19 protein-coding genes are annotated in these 19,636 nt (G+C 64.2%); 7 read left to right on the top strand and 12 right to left on the bottom strand.

The genetic code is table 11. The annotated features are described in order from the left end of the window. Positions 1-7 precede the first annotated feature (7 nt). On the top strand, positions 8-358 hold the full coding sequence (locus AC6H0N_RS06155; RefSeq protein ID WP_497573185.1) for an antibiotic biosynthesis monooxygenase family protein: 351 nt from the start codon (positions 8-10) through the stop codon (positions 356-358). A gap of 201 nt (positions 359-559) precedes the next feature. Here the strand turns inward: AC6H0N_RS06155 and AC6H0N_RS06160 are convergent, their stop codons facing one another. Both AC6H0N_RS06160 and AC6H0N_RS06165 read right to left on the bottom strand, forming a co-directional pair. Beyond that, entirely contained in the window at positions 560-1,543 is a 984-nt protein-coding gene (locus AC6H0N_RS06160) for a hypothetical protein (RefSeq protein WP_497573186.1), read from the bottom strand. Beyond that, positions 1,452-2,168 (bottom strand): hypothetical protein, encoded by a 717-nt coding sequence (locus tag AC6H0N_RS06165; protein ID WP_497573187.1) that lies wholly within the window; start codon positions 2,166-2,168, stop codon positions 1,452-1,454. Before AC6H0N_RS06165 ends, AC6H0N_RS06160 begins: the two co-directional genes overlap by 92 nt. 330 nt (positions 2,169-2,498) lie before the next feature. Between AC6H0N_RS06165 and urtA the strand changes: the two genes are divergently transcribed. The 5 genes from urtA to urtE all read left to right on the top strand — a co-directional run bounded on the left by urtA (position 2,499) and on the right by urtE (position 8,207). Beyond that, complete coding sequence (urtA, locus tag AC6H0N_RS06170; RefSeq protein ID WP_497573188.1) at positions 2,499-3,752, top strand: urea ABC transporter substrate-binding protein; 1,254 nt, start codon at positions 2,499-2,501, stop codon at positions 3,750-3,752. A 74-nt stretch (positions 3,753-3,826) separates the two neighbouring features. Beyond that, positions 3,827-5,431, top strand: a complete 1,605-nt coding sequence (gene urtB / locus AC6H0N_RS06175) for an urea ABC transporter permease subunit UrtB (protein ID WP_497573189.1) — start codon at positions 3,827-3,829, stop codon at positions 5,429-5,431. An 11-nt stretch (positions 5,432-5,442) separates the two neighbouring features. Further along, positions 5,443-6,654, top strand: a complete 1,212-nt coding sequence (urtC, locus tag AC6H0N_RS06180) for an urea ABC transporter permease subunit UrtC (RefSeq protein ID WP_497573190.1) — start codon at positions 5,443-5,445, stop codon at positions 6,652-6,654. Then, the gene (gene urtD, locus AC6H0N_RS06185; RefSeq protein ID WP_497573191.1) at positions 6,651-7,505 is read left to right on the top strand and encodes an urea ABC transporter ATP-binding protein UrtD; all 855 of its coding nucleotides are present in this window, start codon (positions 6,651-6,653) and stop codon (positions 7,503-7,505) included. The genes urtC and urtD overlap by 4 nt, the downstream gene beginning before the upstream one ends. A gap of 6 nt (positions 7,506-7,511) precedes the next feature. Next, entirely contained in the window at positions 7,512-8,207 is a 696-nt protein-coding gene (gene urtE, locus AC6H0N_RS06190; protein ID WP_497573192.1) for an urea ABC transporter ATP-binding subunit UrtE, read from the top strand. A gap of 113 nt (positions 8,208-8,320) precedes the next feature. Here the strand turns inward: urtE and AC6H0N_RS06195 are convergent, their stop codons facing one another. The 5 genes from AC6H0N_RS06195 to AC6H0N_RS06215 all read right to left on the bottom strand — a co-directional run bounded on the left by AC6H0N_RS06195 (position 8,321) and on the right by AC6H0N_RS06215 (position 11,729). After that, positions 8,321-9,010, bottom strand: coding sequence for a hypothetical protein (locus AC6H0N_RS06195; protein WP_497573193.1), 690 nt, complete (start codon positions 9,008-9,010; stop codon positions 8,321-8,323). 24 nt (positions 9,011-9,034) lie between these two features. After that, positions 9,035-10,000 (bottom strand): toll/interleukin-1 receptor domain-containing protein, encoded by a 966-nt coding sequence (locus AC6H0N_RS06200; RefSeq protein ID WP_497573194.1) that lies wholly within the window; start codon positions 9,998-10,000, stop codon positions 9,035-9,037. Between the two features lie 153 nt (positions 10,001-10,153). Next, the gene (locus AC6H0N_RS06205) at positions 10,154-10,555 is read right to left on the bottom strand and encodes a type II toxin-antitoxin system VapC family toxin (RefSeq protein ID WP_497573195.1); all 402 of its coding nucleotides are present in this window, start codon (positions 10,553-10,555) and stop codon (positions 10,154-10,156) included. 5 nt (positions 10,556-10,560) lie between these two features. Beyond that, entirely contained in the window at positions 10,561-10,818 is a 258-nt protein-coding gene (locus AC6H0N_RS06210; protein WP_497573196.1) for a type II toxin-antitoxin system Phd/YefM family antitoxin, read from the bottom strand. Between the two features lie 74 nt (positions 10,819-10,892). Next, positions 10,893-11,729, bottom strand: coding sequence for a DNA ligase (locus AC6H0N_RS06215; RefSeq protein WP_497573197.1), 837 nt, complete (start codon positions 11,727-11,729; stop codon positions 10,893-10,895). A 279-nt stretch (positions 11,730-12,008) separates the two neighbouring features. Here AC6H0N_RS06215 and AC6H0N_RS06220 point away from each other — a divergent pair, with 279 nt between their 5' ends. Continuing rightward, the gene (locus AC6H0N_RS06220; RefSeq protein WP_497573198.1) at positions 12,009-12,914 is read left to right on the top strand and encodes a LysR family transcriptional regulator; all 906 of its coding nucleotides are present in this window, start codon (positions 12,009-12,011) and stop codon (positions 12,912-12,914) included. 12 nt (positions 12,915-12,926) lie between these two features. On the opposite strand, the gene AC6H0N_RS06225 is transcribed toward AC6H0N_RS06220, so the two are convergent. From AC6H0N_RS06225 to AC6H0N_RS06245, 5 genes are all read right to left on the bottom strand, one after another. Next, positions 12,927-14,477 carry a tripartite tricarboxylate transporter permease gene (locus AC6H0N_RS06225; protein ID WP_497573199.1) on the bottom strand — a complete coding sequence of 517 codons (1,551 nt, stop codon included), beginning with the start codon at positions 14,475-14,477 and terminating at the stop codon, positions 12,927-12,929. 49 nt (positions 14,478-14,526) lie between these two features. After that, the gene (locus AC6H0N_RS06230) at positions 14,527-14,970 is read right to left on the bottom strand and encodes a tripartite tricarboxylate transporter TctB family protein (protein WP_497573200.1); all 444 of its coding nucleotides are present in this window, start codon (positions 14,968-14,970) and stop codon (positions 14,527-14,529) included. Positions 14,971-15,040: 70 nt separating this feature from the next. Next, on the bottom strand, positions 15,041-16,012 hold the full coding sequence (locus AC6H0N_RS06235) for a Bug family tripartite tricarboxylate transporter substrate binding protein (RefSeq protein ID WP_497573201.1): 972 nt from the start codon (positions 16,010-16,012) through the stop codon (positions 15,041-15,043). A 67-nt stretch (positions 16,013-16,079) separates the two neighbouring features. Beyond that, the gene (locus AC6H0N_RS06240) at positions 16,080-18,359 is read right to left on the bottom strand and encodes a DUF3604 domain-containing protein (RefSeq protein WP_497573202.1); all 2,280 of its coding nucleotides are present in this window, start codon (positions 18,357-18,359) and stop codon (positions 16,080-16,082) included. A gap of 414 nt (positions 18,360-18,773) precedes the next feature. Then, complete coding sequence (locus AC6H0N_RS06245; RefSeq protein WP_497573203.1) at positions 18,774-19,631, bottom strand: universal stress protein; 858 nt, start codon at positions 19,629-19,631, stop codon at positions 18,774-18,776. Between the last annotated feature and the right edge of the window lie 5 nt (positions 19,632-19,636).

Here is a 19,636-nt window from a genome sequence, read left to right on the forward strand (position 1 = left end):
GATCGCCATGGTGTATGAAATTGCTGTGCTGCCCGTTCATAAAGAACAAATTGAACAGTTCAAAAGTGCATTCGCCGAAGTGGCTCCTTTGCTCAGGCGCGCAAAGGGTTACGGCGGTCACCTGCTCGCGCAAGGGATCGAAACTCCACAGCACTTCAATCTGATCGTGCGGTGGCAATCACTCGAAGATCACACGCCAGGCTTCGAAGCGAGTGAAGATCATCGAGTATTTATGAGGGGTTTGGAGGAGTGCCTCTCGGAAGAGCCGTGCGTTTATCACATTGAGGGCGCGCCGTTCTTTACCAGCGAACATGATGATCAGCAAAACCCCTTTGGCACCGCAATGTCACGGCTTTAGTTGGCTCGTGATCCTAAAGAGTTGGCTGCTTTGAGATGTAGGCAGCCCGATGTCGAAAAATGAGAGTGATCCGATCATATTGTGATCAAGCTCAATGGTGCATGAGGCGCGGGATCAGGTCTTGCAGCCCAAGGTGTATGGACGGGAGAGGGAAGGGCGCGGGATGTCCGGGTCGTTCGCCGGCGTTGGCCGAACGTGGCGTCACAGCGTCTCGGTGCACCCGCTTGCAGCAGCGTTGTTGGTGCTAACCGGTATGGAAAGCAAGCCGCCGCGTAGCGTCATGAGCACCCGTCGCTTGCAGGTTTCGTGCAACTGCTGTCCGCGCTCGTAACGCAGGATGCTGCCTTCGAAATACTTGTGGGTGCGCTGCTGTTCTGGCGTGTCAGTGATGTCGTTACGCGCGAACTGCAACGCGATGCGCAGCGATTCAGCCATCAGGCCGGCGCTGGTCTGCCGTATCCATTGGATTCGCCCCGTCGAATCAAGATCAATGTGCTCGTCATCGTGGAGCGGGGACGACACGACTGCCACCAGGAGCGGCAGCGGGGTGCGCTCGGAATCGAGGAAGGAAATCGTAATGGCGTGTTCGAGGACCAGCGCGCGCAGATCCTGCGTCAGCCGGAAGACGGGCCGACCCTGTACCGTCCAGCCCTGTGGTGGCAGCGCAGCGTCGGCGGCGATGACAGCGCTGTCTGGGAACCCGAGCTCGACTGCCGACTGACGCAACAAGCTGTCGTGCGTGAGATCGGCCAGGTCGGGCAGGAAGGGCTGCACCACCCGGTCAGTCGCCTCTGCGATTCTTTGCTGCGCACGCTTTTGCGCGGAGTCGGCAATGAAGGCGTGCGTGAGTACCGACACCAGAAAGGTGCCGGCGTCCGGGGCCGGGTACAGGAACTGCCCTGTGTCCATGCCACCGCCAACTCCGATGCCTTGCATCCCCTTGAACACTGCGGCCTCGTCTGACGAGCGGAAAACCACCTGCTCCTCATTGGCGCTCGCAGGCAACGCCGCCAGCAGTGCGAGGGCTGCCGCCAGCAAGGCAGCGGCAGCAGGACGCAGGGGAAGTCTCGCGGAGCGGGTCATCGAGGCCGCCTTAATTGCCAACCTGCGCAAGAATGCGCTCCCTCGCCATTGCGAGTGACTGGAAATAGGCGTTGGAGAGGTTGGGGAAAGCGGGCGGCTCATCCCAGGCGCCGCGAACCGAGGTCCCGATCCACAGATCCGAGTACCAGTCGTAGCGGTTGGTATCGAGGTCCACGATATAGCCGCGGCCCTTCACGAAGCCCTGCGGCGGCTGGACCGGAGCGTAGCCTGAATAGTTGCGTGTCACGCCCAGCGATTCGAAGTGCACCACCAGCAGCTTCTTCACCTGGTACTTGCTCTTGAGCGACGAGAAGTCGAGCACGGCGAAATTGACCTCCTTGCGCGAGAATTTCGGCAGGTCGTCGAGCGCGATGTCCTCGCTGATCACCTGCGCGCGCATCCCCTTGCGCTCAAAGGCCTTTGCCAGATCCTCCTTGAGGTTGTCGAGGTCGTCGCGCGGCAGCGTGCGTACGTGGGTGGTCATGGTGGAATGCCAGCCACGCGCCGTGGCGATGCACAGCAGGCAGTTGGCGCCCGGGAAGTATGTGTCGGCGGTGGGCACTGCGGCCATCGCGATGCCGATGGTCTCATCTGACGTTGCCAGCGTGTCGGCCGTGAGCCGGATCGGCGGCTGTGAGTGGGTGGCGCAGCCAGTCAGCAACACCGCTGCGAGGAGCAGCATCAGGGTCAGGATTCGCGTGGTCTGGGATGATGCGTGCGTGCCCATGGCGGGGAGGCTCCGGTGAAAGTGTCGCCGGATGGTATCAGCGCATTGGCATAGCGCATCAGCATTAAGTTTGCGGTATGGCGGTTTTGCGTCAGCTTTGTGGATTATTTCCGTAGCGGACCTTCTCGCGCTGGAGCTTGGCTTTCGCGCTCTTCGCTGGCCCATCCTGGCCGCGCTTGGGGATGCCGTGTGGGCTGCGCTGCGCCCCTCGGCGCGCCCGCCTACGCACCCCCTACGCCATGTTGCGTATTCCCGCTGCATCACTGCAGACCTACCCTGAACTCGCACTGCAACACGCGAATTCCTTTCCAACGTTCAGGGGACACCGTCATGCAAAACCGTCGTACCTTCATCAAGTCACTCGTACTTTCTGCCTCCATCGCGGCCATCGGCATGCCGATCGCGGCGTCCGCTGCTGACACCATCAAGGTCGGCGTGCTGCACTCGCTGTCCGGCACGATGGCGATTTCCGAGACCGCGCTGAAGAACGTCGCGCTGATGACCATCGAGGAAATCAACGCCGCCGGTGGTGTGCTCGGCAAGAAGCTGGAGCCGGTGGTGGTCGACCCGGCCTCCAACTGGCCGTTGTTCGCCGAGCGTGCGCGTCAGCTCATCTCGCAGGACAAGGTTTCAGTGGTATTCGGTTGCTGGACGTCGGTCAGCCGCAAGTCGGTGCTGCCGGTGTTCAAGGAACTCAACAGCCTGCTGTTCTACCCGGTGCAGTACGAGGGTGAAGAGCTCGAGAAGAACGTGTTCTACACCGGCGCCGCGCCGAACCAGCAGGCCATTCCGGCCACCGAATACCTGATGAGTGCCGAGGGCGGTGGCGCCAAGCGCTTCGTGCTGCTGGGCACCGACTACGTCTATCCGCGCACCACCAACAAGATCCTGCGCGCCTTCCTGAAGAGCAAGGGTGTGAAGGACTCCGACATCATGGAGGAGTACACCCCGTTCGGTCACAGCGACTACCAGACCATCATCGCCAACATCAAGAAGTTCTCGGCGGGTGGCAAGACGGCGGTCATCTCGACCATCAACGGCGACTCCAACGTGCCGTTCTACCGCGAGCTGGGTAACGCAGGCCTGAAGGCGACCGACGTGCCGGTGGTGGCGTTCTCGGTCGGTGAAGAGGAGCTGCGCGGCGTGGATACCAAGCCGCTGCTGGGTCACCTCGCCGCGTGGAACTACTTCATGTCGGTCGAGAATGCCGAGAACAAGGCCTTCATCGCCAAGTACAAGGCCTGGGCCAAGGCCAACAACGTGCCGAACGCCGACACCGTGGTCACCAACGACCCGATGGAAGCCACCTACGTAGGCATCCACATGTGGAAGCAGGCCGTCGAGAAGGCCGGCACCACCGACACCGACAAGGTCATCGCGGCCATGGGCGGCCAGACCTTCAAGTCGCCGTCGGGCTTCACGCTGACCATGGACAAGACCAACCATCACCTGCACAAACCGGTGTTGATCGGTGAAGTCACGGAAGACGGCCAGTTCGACGTGGTGTGGGAGACCGACAAGCCGGTTCGCGCTCAGCCGTGGAGCCCGTTCATCGCCGGTAACGAGTCCAAGCAGGGCATGTAAGCCTGCACCGGGCGGGGGGCGGCGGCCAGCGCGGCCCCGTCTCCCGCCGTTCCCGTTTCTCCGAGGTTCCGATCATGTTCCGCACGCTGTTGTGCCGCCTTGCTCTGGTCTGCGCGTTTGTTGCTGCGCCGGCTCACGCCACCCTGCCCGCCGAAGTGTTCGAAGGCTTGGGTTCGGCCGATTTCACCACCCGCATTTCCGCCATCGAGGCGCTCGCTATTGGCGGTGCGACCGGGGCCGAGGTGGTCGAGGCAATGGAAGCCGGCAACTTCGCGGCCGTGGATGGCCGTGCCGTGCTGCTGCGTGACGGCGCCGTGATTGATCTGGCCACCGGCGAAACGCTGGAAATCGCCGCGGACGAGGTCTCGCCGCTGCGCCTGAACAACCGCCTGCGTCGCGCCGTCGCGACCGCCAAGGCGGGTCTTACTCTTGAATCCGGCAGCCAGGCCGAACGCCTCGCCGCCGCCGAAATCCTCATCAACAACGCTTCCGAGCCCTTGTTGCCGCTGTTCCGCCGCGTGATCGAAAACGAAAAGGTCGAGGCCATTCGCGACCTGATCATTCAGGCCATGGCGCGCGTGCAGCTTGCCTCCGACGACCCCGCCGAACGTCTGGCCGCGGCCGAAGCACTCGGCTCTTCTTCCTCGCGCGCCGTACTCACGCTGCTCGCCCCGCTGGTCGAGCGCGACGCTGCCGGCAACTGGCAGGAAGCCGACCCCGCCGTGCGCGCCGCCGCGACCGATTCCATCACCGCCATCGAGCGCCGCGTGGCCTTCGCGCAGACCGTCGCCACCGCCTTTTCGGGCCTGTCGCTCGGCTCCATCCTGCTGCTCGCCGCGCTCGGTCTGGCCATCACATTCGGCGTCATGGGCGTCATCAACATGGCGCACGGCGAGCTGCTGATGGTCGGCGCCTACGCCACCTTTCTGGTGCAGAACCTGTTCCGCCTGCACTTCCCGGAATACTTTGATTACTACGTGCTGGCGGCGGTGCCGGTGGCCTTCTTTGTCGCGGCGGCGGTCGGCATCGTCATGGAGCGCACCGTGCTGCGCTACTTGTACGGCCGCCCGCTCGAATCGCTGTTGGCCACCTGGGGTATCTCGCTGGTGCTGATCCAGGCCGCGCGCGTGATCTTCGGCCCGCAAAACCTTGAGCTCACCAACCCGTCGTGGATGTCCGGCAGCGTCGAGGTGTTCGCCGGCCTGTCGCTGCCGTGGAACCGCATCTTCATCCTCGGCTTCTCGTTCTTCGTGCTCGCACTGATCTGGCTGATGATGCAGAAGACGCGGCTGGGCATGTTCGTGCGCGCCGTCACGCAGAATCGCCCGATGGCCGGCTGCGTCGGCGTACCCACCGCGCGGGTCGACACCATGGCCTTTGCCATCGGTGCCGGCGTGGCGGGCCTCGGTGGCCTCGCGCTGTCGCAGATCGCCAACGTCGGCCCGGCCATGGGGCAGGGCTACATCGTCGATTCCTTCATGGTCGTGGTGCTGGGCGGGGTCGGCCAGCTCGCCGGCGCAGTGTCGGCGGCCTTCGGTCTGGGCATCTTCTCCAAGCTGCTCGAAGGCTGGACCGGCGCGGTCATCGCCAAGATCCTGGTGCTGGCTTTCATCATCATGTTCATCCAGAAGCGTCCTCAGGGCATCTTTGCCTTGAAGGGCCGGTTCGCTGACCAATAAGGGCCGGAAGCATGCGCACGCCTTTCACCATCCGTCTCTTCAGCAACATGCCGGCCTCGGCCCGCATCGCGCTCGCCGTGTTCGCGCTGGTCGCCTTCCTGTGGGTGCCCTTTGCGCACCTCGGCTTGCCGGCCGATCACGCGCTGCACCTGTCGGCCTACTGGGTCAGCCTGCTCGGCAAGATCCTGTGCTACATGGTCGTCGCCGTGGCCATGGACCTGATCTGGGGCTACGCCGGCATTCTTAGCCTGGGCCACGGCATGTTCTTCGCGCTCGGCGGCTACGCCTTCGGCATGTATTTGATGCGCCAGATCGGGCGCGACGGCAGCTACGGCGCCGATCTGCCGGACTTCATGGTCTTCCTCGCGTGGAAGGAGCTGCCCTGGTACTGGGCGGGTTCGGATTCCTTCGTCTGGGCCATCTTCCTCGCCATGGCGCTGCCGGGCGTGGTGGCCTTTGTGTTCGGCTGGTTTGCGTTCCGCTCGCGCATCAAGGGCGTGTATTTCTCGATCATCACGCAGGCGCTCACCTACGCCGCCATGCTGCTGTTCTTCCGCAATGAAACCGGCTTTGGCGGCAACAACGGCTTCACCGACTTCAAGCGCATCCTCGGCCATTCCATCACCGCGCCGGAAACCCGCGTGGTGCTGTTTGCCCTGTCCGCGCTGCTGCTTATCTTCTGCCTGCTGCTCGGCCGCTATCTGGTCACCTCGCGCTTCGGCCGCGTGCTGGCCGCCATTCGCGATGCCGAAAGCCGCGTCATGTTCATCGGCTACAACCCGCTGCACTACAAGCTCTTCATCTGGACGCTGTCGGCCGTGTTGTGCGGCCTGGCCGGCGCGCTGTATGTGCCGCAGGTCGGCATCATCAACCCGTCTGAAATGAGCCCGGCCAACTCCATCGAGATCGCGGTGTGGGTGGCGGTCGGCGGGCGCGGCTCGCTGGTCGGGGCGGTGGTGGGGGCCGGCGTGGTGAACTTCGCCAAGACCTGGTTCACCGTGTCGTTCCCCGAATACTGGCCCTTCGTGCTCGGCTTCCTGTTCATTGCGGTGACGCTGTTCATGCCCAACGGCATCGTCGGCCTGGTGCGCGACTTCTGGGCGCGCATCCGTAAGGGCAAGAGCCAGCCCGAAACTCCGGCTGCCCCCGCCGCGCGCGAATCTGCCCGCGATGAATCCACCGAACCCGTCAGCGGCCCGGCCGTGAAAGGAGCAGGCGCATGAATGCCGATTTCTTCCTGCGTGGCCGTGAGGACGACGCCACCAGCGCCGAGCCGCGTGGCCACTCCACCGGCCCCTCGCCGCACGTCGTGCGGGCCGGCGAGCTCGACCTCTCGCACAACGTCATCCTGTATCTGGACGACATCACCGTGTCCTTCGACGGCTTCTGCGCGCTCAACAAGCTGTCGCTGGCGGTGGACGTGGGCGAGCTGCGCTGCATCATCGGCCCCAACGGCGCCGGCAAGACCACCATGATGGACGTCATCACCGGCAAGACCCGGCCCGACTCCGGCAAGGCCTACTTCGGCCAGACCATCGACCTCACCAAGATGACCGAGCCGCAGATCGCCCACATGGGCATCGGCCGCAAGTTCCAGAAGCCCACCGTGTTCGAGCAGCTCACCGTGTTCGAAAACCTCGAACTCGCCATGAAAACCGACAAGCGCGTGCGTCGCGCGCTGTTCGCGCGCCTGTCCGACGCCGAGCGCGACCGCATCGCCGACACCCTCAAGCGCATCCGCCTCACCGACGCTGCCGACCGCGTCGCCGGCCTGCTCTCGCACGGCCAGAAGCAATGGCTGGAAATCGGCATGCTGCTGATGCAGGAGCCCAAGCTGCTGCTGCTCGACGAGCCCGTGGCCGGCATGACCGACGACGAAACCGAACGCACCGCCGAACTCTTCGTCAGCCTCGCCGGCGAACACTCGCTGGTCGTCGTCGAACACGACATGAGCTTCGTCGAAGCACTTGGCGGCAAGGTCACCGTGCTGCACGAAGGCTCCGTGCTGGCCGAAGGCCCGCTGGCCGAGGTGCAGGCGGATGAACGTGTGATTGAAGTTTATTTGGGACGGTGAACGGGCATGCTTAAGGTAGAAAACCTCCACCAGTACTACGGCGGCGGCAGTCACATCCTGCGCGGGCTGTCGTTTGAAGTGCCCGTCGGCAAGGTCACCACCCTGCTGGGCCGCAACGGTGTCGGCAAGACCACCCTGCTCAAAACGCTGATGGGCCTCGTCCCCTCAGCCCAGGGCGCCATCACGCTCAACGGCGCCGACATCACCAAAGCCCCGTCCTACAAACGCGTGTCGTCCGGCATCGGCTACGTGCCGCAAGGCCGCGAAATCTTCCCGCGCCTCACGGTCGAAGAGAACCTGCTCATGGGCCTCGCCACCTGCCCCGGCAGCGCAAGGATCCCCGAGCGCATCTTCGACATGTTCCCCGTGCTCAAGCAGATGATGCACCGCCGCGGCGGCGACCTCTCCGGCGGCCAGCAACAGCAACTCGCCATCGGCCGCGCCTTGGCCTTCGGTCCCAAGCTGCTCATCCTGGATGAGCCCACCGAAGGCATCCAGCCCTCCATCATCAAGGACATCGGCAACGCCATCCGCATGCTGGCGGAGTCCGGAGAAATGGCCATCCTGCTGGTCGAGCAGTACTACGACTTCGCCCGTGATCTATCCGACCACTACCTGCTCATGGAGCGCGGCGAAATCGTCATGCGCGGGGCGGGGGAGGATATGGATGCGGATGGCGTGAGGGAAGAGTTGGCGGTTTAAGTTGAAATGCTCGGGGTCGCGGAATGTCTTTTTTCGGAGTCTTGAAGGGCGGCCGCCCCGCCGAGAGGTGCTTCCACAAATTCTTGTGGAACATGACACAAGGGGCTGAACGCTCACTGTCGTCGCAAGCCAACACCGAAGGCGCTCATGAACTGACGTGCCATGTCCAGACACACTTCCGGAATCATCTTCGGCGTCGGGGCCATGACCAGCGACCAGCGAAGCTGCTTACGTCTCACCTGCGTTGCACTCACTGCTCCGTGGTCATTCGTGAACCGGAACCGCTCCGCAAAACACATCGTGGTGGTGAACAGCACAGGGCCCGCATACCCGGCAGTTTCGAAGAGGCGAGCACTCAAACTGCCGAAATCGACGAACGCCTCGACGTGGAACGCTGCCACCAACGGTTTGGCGTGCTCCTGCTGCTCATGCGTTTCCGGGAAGTTCCATAAACCTGCGAGAAAATGGCCGTCCCGGTGCAACTGGGTGGCCCATCCGTGACGGGCTAAGGCGTCTTGCGGACTGGCGGAGGCGAACCCGTCAAAGACTCTCGCCGCGCGCTGTCCAGTGCTGAATCCATACCACCACCCATCCCGGAAATCCGACAGGTCGCTCGAAGCGGTCTCAAGCATTGCCGCAAAAGATCCCGACGCAAAATCAATTACGAGGCGTTCCACGGGCATGCACTGCCAGATGATTGCGGGTTGATTTTCCAACCCGTGGTCCACGATGAAATTCTCCCGCTTGCGGTCGAACGCACGCTCGCAGATTTCATCCACCTGGAAACGATGCAAGTCAGTCATATTCCCCTCCGGAAATACAGGCATTCAACCCTGCAATCGGGCGATAAACATCCCCCAAAAGAACTCGGCTGCCCCCTCTTCAGACAGGTGCTGTTCGCGTCCGACGATATGGTTCATGCCGAGCGACTTCAAGTAAAGCAGCTGGTCAGTAGCGTCGACGCTCAGCATCTCGTTGTATCCCCCGGACATTGCCGAAGCATCGAACAAGAAGGCGATGCCTCCTCCCCGTCCCAAACCTTCGAGTCGAACGGAGCACTCCGCAACCTTCTTGCCGCCGCGGTAGAGCACGGCGGCCATTCTTCTCCCATCAATTCGCTCGAATGTACCTTCGACATCGGAATTGCGCTCGTGCAGCGCATCAATCGAGCCCTCAAAGTATCGGCACGCGTACTCGAAGCTCGACCGCAGGAACTCATCACGGTCCCGCTCCGAGAACTCTTTTTTCAGGCGCAGGTTGCTTGAGCGAGGCTGATGCTGCGCTGTGGGCGGAGCGCTCATGGAGATGCTCCTCGCAACACTACCCAGTACGCCAGGAACTCGCTCCCCCGGATGCGCGCCCGCCTCGACGACAGCCCGCACCTCGCGCGCGACATCTGCGAGGGCTTCGTCCAGGTCAGGCCATGCAACCACGGGGCGTCCGTCGCGCGGCAACGCTCTGAGCTTCCCGAACGGAGCCGAATGCCAGTCGCAATGCCGCAGGATGACCGGAATAACACGGGTGCCACCCGCCTCGTGAAGCTCAAGCGCGCGGGCCAACTCACGCGAATAGCAGTAATTCGACGCAAGAAAATCGCTGCTGACCAGGAGCAACACAATATCCGCGGATTCAAGATTCGCGGAAATAGACTCATCAAGCTCGTCTCCCGCCGCAATCCTTCTGTCGTGCCAGCTGTCGATGAGACCTTGGCGTTTGAGCAACGCAAGATGCGCTTCGAGCTGGTTACGCAAGTCCTCGTCCTTGTGGGTGTATGAGAAAAATACCTTCACCATCGCGTCCCCTGCATGTTGAGCTCCGGACTACATTGTCCTCGCAGCATCATATGTCCCACGGCACATCGGGTTACGCCATCACGCGCAAATAGGGGACAGACCACGATTTCGCCGCTGGTAGTTTTGGCGGACCCACCGATCCGACACTACAGCTTATGCGAAAGGGTTGATGACATCGACGCCCAGCGCCTTGAGGTCCCGGACATTCCGAGTCACCACCGCCAGCCCATTCGTTGCCGCTGTCGCTGCAATCATCGCGTCCTCGTACAGCGTGTCGGATTTGCGGTGCATGAGTTTCGCCCAAGCCCTGAAGGCCGCTGCATCCATCGGCAGGATGTTGTAGGCGCTGGCGACGAGTTCCAGCCAAGCCTCAATTTCGGTCGCCTTGGCCGGGTCTTGCTCACGGGTGAGTTCGATGCCGGCCTGTATCTCGCCCAGGGTGACGGCGGACAGGAACAGGGAGGAATCATCGACGGACTGCAGCCAAGCCACCACGGCGCCGTGCGGCTTGGGTTTGCGCAGTTCGGAGACGACGTTGGTATCGAGCAGGTACATGCTGGTCAGCTCAGGGCTTCGGGCGTGCGGCGTCGGGCCTTGCCGCGAGGCGGCACGAGCAGTTCTGTGCGTGCCTGATCCGACAGCAGCAGTTCCTTGAGCGAAGGCCGGGCAGCGGACTGCAGGCGGCGCCATTCGCTGACCGGGACCAGCACGGCAGCCTCGGCACCGCGCCGAGTCACCATCTGCGGGCCTTCAGCGAGGCACGCATCCAGAAATTCGCTGAACCGCGCCTTGGCGTCTTGTACGGGCCATGAGTGCATGATTTCACCTATATGACTAGTTTCCTGACTAGTTTGTGCTCGGCTGTTTGTGCTGTCAATTGGCGGGAGAGTGGTCACGGCAACTCCCGCACCCGCACAAACACCGGAAACCGCGGCATCCCCTTCGGCGTCAGCTCCCGATACCGATACGTCACCAACGTCCCCACCGCAGGTGGATCGCGGCGTTGCGCATCGGTGAGCCCGCTGCCGAGGCGGAACTGGCGGCCGTCGGAGGATTCGACCAGCAACGAGCCAGTCATGCCTTCCAGTCGGCCTTTGCCGGGCAGGTGGGCGAGGACGCGGGCTTCGTCGTCGAGCCAAGGGGTGTGTTTGAGCAGGGCGGTGTTGCGGCCGGGGGTCCAGTGGGCGTCGGCGTGGTGGAGCATCAGGCCTTCGCCGCCGGCCTGCACGACTTCATCGAACCATTGCTGCAGTTCGGCGTGGTTGGCGACGCGGCGTTGCGGGGCGGCTTGCAGCCACGGGACGTTGGCGGTGGCGGCGAGTTGGCGCATGCGCTCGACGCGGGCGGTGAACGGGCCGGGTGCGCCGGGCAGGTCGAAGAGCATGTAGCGCACCTCGCGCCAGGCGGGGTCGTCGGGGGCGTTGCGGCGGACGAGGCCGGAGAGGCGGTCGAAAGTGCGCCGACCCATCCACAGTTCGCCATCCAGCGTTTCGGGTGGCAGTGCGGCGGTGAACCAATCCGGCGCGGCAATGGCGCCGCCGCCGCGCAGCGTGAGGGCGTGGCCATCCCAGCGGGCGCGCACGCCGTCGTACTTCTCGCTGACCCAGTACGGCGCGGGGTCGATGCCGTCGTGGTAACGGTCGGCGAGCATGGGCGGGAGCGCGGTTTCGCCGGCGAGCGTGAGTGCCGGTGTGAGGGCAAGCCAGAGCAGACAGACAAGGCGACGCATGCGGAGCCTCCGCGGGTGATGCTCGGAAGGCTGCACAATAAATGCATATCGCGTATTCGGGTTGCTGCATCGGCTTTGGGGCGGGCATGTGACGCAGTGCACTGGGCTCCGACGCCCTGCGGTATGGCAGGGTCAGGCTGTCAGCGGCTATGACAATTTCGATATGTTGGTCAAACACTTCGCGTGCGAGTTGGCGGGAAGGAATGCTTCGGATGGGTGTGAGGAAATCTGCACGGATTGCGCAGCAATACGGGCGATGTTCCGTGCCAGAATGAGCCGATGACGGATGTATCCCTGCGCCAATTGCGCGCCCTGATTGCAGTTGGGCAGACCGCGAGTTTCACAGTGGCGGCGGAGCAGCTCGGCCTGTCGCAGCCTTCGGTCAGCCATCTGATCCGGCGGCTTGAAGTGGAACTCGGACAGGCGCTGGTGGTGCGTGGCCGCGATGTGAAACTCACGCCCGAGGGCGCGCACATTGCCGACGTGGCGCGGCGCGCGCTGCTGTCGATCGACACGGCGCTGCAGGAGAGTCAGGACCAGGCGGCGCTGAAGTCGGGGTCGGTCAGCGTGGCGGTGGGGCACATGACGGCCGCCGTGCTGCTGCCGCGCATCCTCAACCACTTCAAGCGCGCGCATCCGACGGTGGAGCTCATCATCACCGACTGCATGGCGCACGAGATCAAGGCCAAGATTCTGTCGCACGCGGTCGACCTGGGCCTCGGTGCGGTCAGTTCGTCGCGCGATTCGCAGATCGCGACCGAGACGGTGTTCGAGTCCAGGGTGGCGCTGTTCGTGCGCACCGACAGTGCGCTGACGCGCACGGAAGAGGTGGATGCGTCGGTGCTGTCGGAGCTGCAGTGCATTCAGCTCAACCCCAATGCGCCTCCGTGGCTTGAGATCAGCCGCCAGTTGCTGGCCAAGAACATTTATCCGCGGATCGAGCAGCGCGTGACGCTGCTGTCGACGGTGGTGGGCATGATCCAGTCGGGTATGGGTGTGGCGCTGCTGCCGAGTTTCGTGCGTTCGCAGATGCCTGGCAGCATTCAGGCGGTGCACGTGCGGAACCCGCAACTGCACTGGCCGGTGTCGATCGTGCGTCAGGCCAACCACCCGACTTCACCGGCCGCTCAGGCCTTCATGCAGATCGTGCGGCACGAGGCGCGGCGCTTTCAGCAGGAGCAGTAGGCGCTGCCGGATTCAGCCCGCCTTGCCCTCGGCGCCCAGCGTTTCGGCAATTGCCGCGTTGCGCACCCTGCGGCGCCATGAGCGGAGCAGCACACCAATCACCGACGACAGCATGATCGCAGCGCTGCCCACCAGCAGCCACATGCTGATCGGCCGGTCGATGAAGGTCGTGAGGTCGCCGTGCGAGAGCAGCAGCGCGCGGCGCAGGTTCTCTTCCATGATCGGGCCGAGCACGAAGCCGAGCAGCAGCGGGGCGGGTTCGAAATCCAGCAGCATCATCAGGTAGCCGAAGGCGCCGATCAGGCCGACCAGCACGATGTCGAACCAGTTGTTGTTCACGCTGTAGGTGCCGAGGCAGATGAACACCAGGATGGCCGGGTAGAGCACGTTGTACGGAATCCGTAGCACCGATACCCACAGCCCGATGAGCGGAATGTTCAGCACCATCAACATCACGTTGCCGACCGCGAAGCTCATGATCAGGCCCCAGAACAGCTCGGGCTGATCGTTGATCAGCATCGGGCCGGGCTGGATGCCGTGGATCATCAGCGCGCCGAGCATCAGCGCCATGATCGCGTCACCGGGAATGCCCAGCGAAAGCGTTGGCACGAAGGCCGTCTGGGCCGATGCGTTGTTGGCGGCCTCCGGTGCGGTGAGGCCTTCGATGGCGCCCTTGCCGAAACGCGATGGATCACGCGCGAGGCGCTTCTCGGCCGCATAGGCCATGAAGGCCGAGATCGAGGCGCCGGCGCCCGGAAGCGCGCCGAACAGGCTGCCGATGCCGGTGCCGCGCAGCATCGGCATGATCGAATCTTTCACATCCTTGCGGGTCGGGATCATCGAGCGCAGCGTGATGCGGTCGGTGATGGGCGGCTCGGCGTTCATGCCGAGGCTGGAGATCAGCTTCGAGATGCCGAACAGGCCCATTGCCAGCGCAACCAGGTTGATGCCGTCCATCAGCTCCGGCATGTCGAAGCTGAAGCGCGCCGTGCCCGTGTTGATGTCGGTGCCGACGGTGCCGAGCAGCAGGCCCAGTACGACCATTGCGAGCCCCTTGGCCGGTGAGCCGGAGGCCAGCGTGGAGGCCGCAACCAGCCCCAGCACCATCATCGAAAAGTACTCCGCCGGGCCAAAGCGCATGCCGACCTCGGCAATGGCCGGAGAGAACAGCACGAGTGCCGCAAGGCCCAGCATGGCGCCGACGAAGGAGGCGATCGTGGTCATGAACAGCGCCACGCCGGCGCGCCCCTGGCGGGCCATCGGGTTGCCGTCGAGGCAGGCGACGACCGCCGCTGCGTGACCCGGTACGTTGAGCAGGATCGACGAGGTCGAGCCGCCGTATTGCGAGCCGTAATACACCCCGGCGAGCATGATGATGGCGCCGACCGGCGGCAGGTGATAGGTGATCGGCAGCAGCAGCGAGATGGTGGCGATCGAGCCAATGCCCGGCAGTACGCCGACGAAGGTGCCGAGGAAGACCCCGGCGAAGCAGTAGAACAGCAGTTCGGGCTGCATGATGGATTGCAGGCCGAGCAACAGTCCGTCGATCGTGCCGGAGTCCATCAGGCGGTCCTCAAGGGAATTCGGATTGAAGGGGAAGTCGTCATCGAGGTCATCCGAAGCGCGACCAGACCGACACGGCCATGCCGAGCCCGAGGCTGAAGACGGCCCAGGTCACGACGGCGACGGCGATTGCCAATGTGATGCGGGTTCGCCAGCTCACGCCGCTGGCCATCGACGCGGCGATGACCGAGGCCACGGTGGAAAGCACGAGCCCCAGCTTGACCAGCCCGAAGGCGAAAATCATCACGCTCAGCATGATCCAGCAGAAGCCTTTCGCTTCGAAGCGGAACGGCGTGCCCTTGCGGAAGAAGGCCGGTATGGCGATGACGACGCCCAGCAGCACGAGCAGCGCGCCCAGTACCACGGGGAAGAAGCCGGGCCCCATCCTGCGTAGTTCGCCGATCGGGTAGCGTTGTGCGTACCACGCCGCGAACACGCCGATGCAGATCATGCACAGGCCGCCGGCGATGTCCTTGACGTCTTTGGAGCTCATTTGCGTCCTTCGCTACGTTCGGAAATGGCCGTCGGCCCCGGCGCCTTGCCGGAGCCGACCGCCCGTGCGATCAGTTCACCGCCGCACCCGAGGCCTTGATGATGCCGGGCCAGGTCTCGAAGTCCTTCTCGATATGGGCCTTGAAGGTGTCCGAGCTGGCGACCGGCGACAGTTCGAAGCCGATGTCGCCGAGCTTCTTCTGCACTTCCGGGTTGCCCAGGGCCTTGGCGACGGCGGCATGCAGCTTGGCGACGACGGCATCAGGCGTGCCGGCCGGTACGACCAGACCGAACCAGGTGTTGATCTCGTAGCCCTTGATCGCGGCGCTGTCGAGGGTGGCGAGCTCGGGCAGCAGCGGTGACTTGGTGAGGCTGGTTACGGCGAGCCCCTTGAGGCGGCCGTCGCGGATCTGGCTGACCACGGTCGGCGTGTTGAAGAAGCCGGCGTCGACTTCACCCGCCATCACCGCGAGGATGCCCTTGGCTGCGCCGTTGTACGGAATGTGCAGCAGGTCGGTGTCCGTCATCTGGCCGAACAGCACGCCCGACAGGTGATGGCTGGTGCCCGCGCCGCCGGACGAGAAAGTGACCTTGCCGGGATTCTTCTTGGCCTTGTCGATGAGGTCCTGCGGCGTGGTCACGTCGCTGTTCGGCGGGACGATCATCACGTTCGACACGCCGCCGATCTCGATCACCGGAATGAAGTCCTTGAGCGTGTCGTAGCCGGGCTTGGAGTACAGCGCCATGTTGAACACCAGGTTGCCCTGCGAGGCCAGGGCGATGGTGTAGCCGTCGGCGGTGGCGCCGGACAGCTCTCGCATGGCGATGGTGCCGCCCGCGCCGGGCTTGTTCTCGACGACCACGTTGGCACCCAGGGCCTCGCCCATTTCTGCGCCGATGGTGCGCCCGAGGATGTCGCCGGAGCTGCCCGGGCCCAAGGGTACGAGCATGCGGATCGGTCGCGACGGATAGTCCTCGGCGAAGCTCGGTACGGCGACCACGGCGAGGCAGGTTGCGGCAATGACAGCGGCGATTGACTTCATGACATCTCCTTGGAGGTTTGAGTGGCAACACCAGGCTGCGGCGCGGTCACGGAACGTCGTACCGGGGTCACCGGATAACGTAGGTCGGGCTGGTCCAGATCAGATTTCCGTCTTCCAGCGTGATGCACAGGTAAATCGCGTTGTCGCCCGCGTCCGTTCTCAACGGGATGCGTTTGCGCAGCGAGACGCGCGTGGTGGTGAGGGTGTCGGGCAGGCGGAACACCCGCATCTGGCGTTTGATGCCGCCATCGGTGGTGAGCGTGGTGTCTTCCAGCCCGATGCTGTCGAGCGCGAGCTGCGCACTTACGAGCTGGGTGTCGAGCTTGAGCTGGCCCGATGCGCCGTCGGCCAGCACGGCGTCGAAGCCGCCGAAGCCGCCGGTGGTGAGCGCCTTCCACGACAACCGCGTTTCGTCCTCGCGCACGATGGGCTTGTCGAGGTTCCACATGTTGATGGGCGTGCAGGACTCGAAGCGGTCGCCGACGAGTTCGGCCGAACCGTCCCATACCGACTGGCGGCCACGCCCGCGGTATTCCGAGCCTTCCCAGATCACACGGATGCGGCGACCGAGGTCGGCTTCCGCGTAGGGGCGCCAGGTTTCCAGCACCTCCTTGCCGTTGCGGATTTCGATGCGTTCGATCGGTGATGCGGTGTTCACGGTGATGTCGAGCGTCACTGCGTCGGCGTCGGAACGCAGGATGTCGCCCATCATCGAGGTGGTGACGTTCGCCACCGGCTTGCCGCCCATGTTCGGGTCGTCGTCGAAGAGCTCGGCCGGTGCGTCGAAGTTCACCGCCGTCTCGACATGCGCGCGGCAGCCGGTCGTGGCGTAGTGGTGACGTTTGCGCAGCGCCTCAAACAGCGCGTCGCGCGTGAGCCGATCGGCGAGCAGGCAGGACAGGCCGCCGTAGGCGCCGAACAGCGAGGCGCCGGGGTGGCTCGCGCCGTGGCGCCCCTTGTGGCCGTCGGAGTTGGCGAGGATGCCCACGCGGTAGCCCTGCTCAAGCGCATCCTCGATGAGCCACTCGAAGGTGCCCCAGTCCGAATGCACCTCGACGGAGCGCTCGATGCGCCCGTCGTGCGCCATCTTGATGTCGGCGTAGCGTCCGCCGATGTGGGCGAACACCACGCAGTCCTCGTCCTGCAGCGCGTCGAACAGGTCCTCGGCGCTGTGCGCGTCGGTGTCGGCGTCGGAGAGGTCATCGATCAGCGCGTGGTGCGAGCGGTGAATCTGGCGCCCTTCCTCGCGGAACATCACGTTGCGGTCGCCGCCCAGCCCGGTATTGCCGGACCACTCATAGCCGGGAAAGATGATGAACTCATCGTCCCGGTTGAACCGTGCGGTCAGCACATTGAGTTCACGCCAGAATTTCTGCGTGATCTGGAAGTCGTTGCCCTGATGGCTCATGGCGTCGAGAAAGGCATGGTCGCGTGCGAAGACAAGCAGATCTTCAGCAGAATTCGTGCCAATGGTTTCCTCGGACTGCCCGTGCAAGTCGGCCCAGAACGGCAAGAGCGCAGCGGCCTCGACGATCGTCATCGGGTTCGATTCGCATACGGTCTGCCCCGAGGCGTCGAGCACCTTCACCACCAGCGTGCCCGGCGTGCTTGCCCGCAGCCCGCTCACGCGCTGCGACAGTTCGCCGAGCGGGTAGTCGATGAACTCCGGCAGGCCTTCGACCGGCAGGCTCGCAACCAGTCGGTAGCGCCCGCTTACGGCGGGGCTGGGGTTGCCCCAGCGGTCTTCGCCCTTGAAGCCGAACTGGAAGCGGTCACTCGTGCGGCGCAGCGTCGGCAGGATGGCCTTGAACAGCACCGGCGGGCCGCCCACCACGCAGATCGGCGGCTGCTCGGGGATCTCGACGAAGTTGTAGGTGGCGAAGGCGTCGACCAGCACCTTGTACTCGAAGGTCGGCTCCGAGAAGGTCTGCACGCGCATGCCGGGCGAGCCCTGGCGGCGGTCGCCCAGCCGGATGGTGATGGTGTCGCCCTCGCGCAGAAAGCCGCGCATGACCTTGATGTGGATGGTCTTGTCCCACGGGCGGATGTTGCCCTTGGGGTCGTAGCGCATTTCCAGCACCGCGCCGTTGCTGGCCTCGGCGGTGACGTAGTTCCAGCCCTTGGGGTCGGCGAACTGCGGCTTGCCCATGTCGCTCGCAAAGCGATGCACGATCTTCAGGCTGCCTGTGTCGTCGATGCCGAAATAGCCGGCCGTGTAGGTCAGCACGAACTCCCCGAAGCTGCCCGCGACGTGTTGTTCGGCGTCGCTGCTCAGTTCGACCTTGCCGATCCGGTCGGCGAGATACGTCGAATGAAAGGCGTTGTTATGCACGGATGGATTCTCCATGTGATCCGCTGATGCGTTTGATGACGGCGTGATGCACTGCGGTCGCCACGGGCGCGTTCTGAGCGCATTCATGGCGACGGCGTACGTCATTGCCGAGTCAGATTACGCTCGTGAAACACATTGAAATATCCGATTTTTTGTATAGATGAATAGCATTACGACATGGGTCGCGCCGAGCGAAGAGAAGCCCACGGCAGCGGTGGCGTGCCGGTGGAGGGTTCCCATCAGCCGATGGGGGGCGTGCACGGTGGCCGCAGACGGAGGTCCGCAACGAATGGGGCTGAGGATTAGGGGACGTGCTGCGGCGGGAGGCGGGCGCCTGGCGGGCGAGCCGATTCAATGCGGGACGCCGCTACAGGGTGTCCTGCAGCGGGCGCGGTTTCTTTGAAGGGCGGTGCAAGTGCGGGCTTGCGCTCAGCGCAACACCAGCACCGCCACCGGCAGGGTGCGCAGGAGGTTGGTGGTGGTGCTGCCGATCATCAGCTGGCGGATGCGCGAGTGGCCGTAGGCGCCGATGACCACGAGGTCGATGTCGTGGGTGGCGGCGTAGGTGGCGAGCACCTTTTCCGGCTCGCCGTCGTCAGTGGCGAGGGTGACGTCGAAGCCGCGTGCGTTCAGTTTCGACTGTGCCCAGGCTTGTGCGTCGCTCACCGAGGCGCCGCCGCCGACACTGACGATGTGGCACGGCAGGCCGACCAGCAACGGGCTGGCGGCGACGCGTTCGACGTTCTTGCGGCCGGTGGGGCTGCCGTCGAAGGCGATCATGAAACGCTCGGGCGTCTTGTAGTGCGCGGCGGTGGCGAGAATGGGTTTGTGGATGGCGCGGATGACGCGTTCCAGGCGGTGGTTCTGCACCGGCTGGTCGGCTGCGCCCTGGCCGACGTGGCGGCGGCCGAGCACGATGAGCCGCGTGGTCTCTTCCATCTCGCCCAGCGTTTCCACCAGCGTGCCGTGGCGTTGCAGGCCTTCGGGCGCCTTGACGCCGAGTTCGGCGGCGCGACCGCGCGCGGCGTCGATGAGCATGCGGCCGTGTTCCTGCGCGATCTTGCTGCGCTGGGCGTCGAGGTCGGCGAGCTGGCGCAGCAGATCTTCCTGCGCGCCGACGGCGAGGTTGCCGGAGAAGTCACTGACGGGCGCGACCTCTTGATGGCGGTCGAGCACATGCAGGAATTCGAGCGGGGCGGCCATGCGCAGCGCCGACCAGGTGGCGTATTCGCACACCGTGGCGGAGGTTTCGGTGCCGTCGATGCAGCCGATTACTTTGTTGTTCATGGGTG

This window comes from Pseudazoarcus sp. NS34 (genome assembly GCF_059703725.1).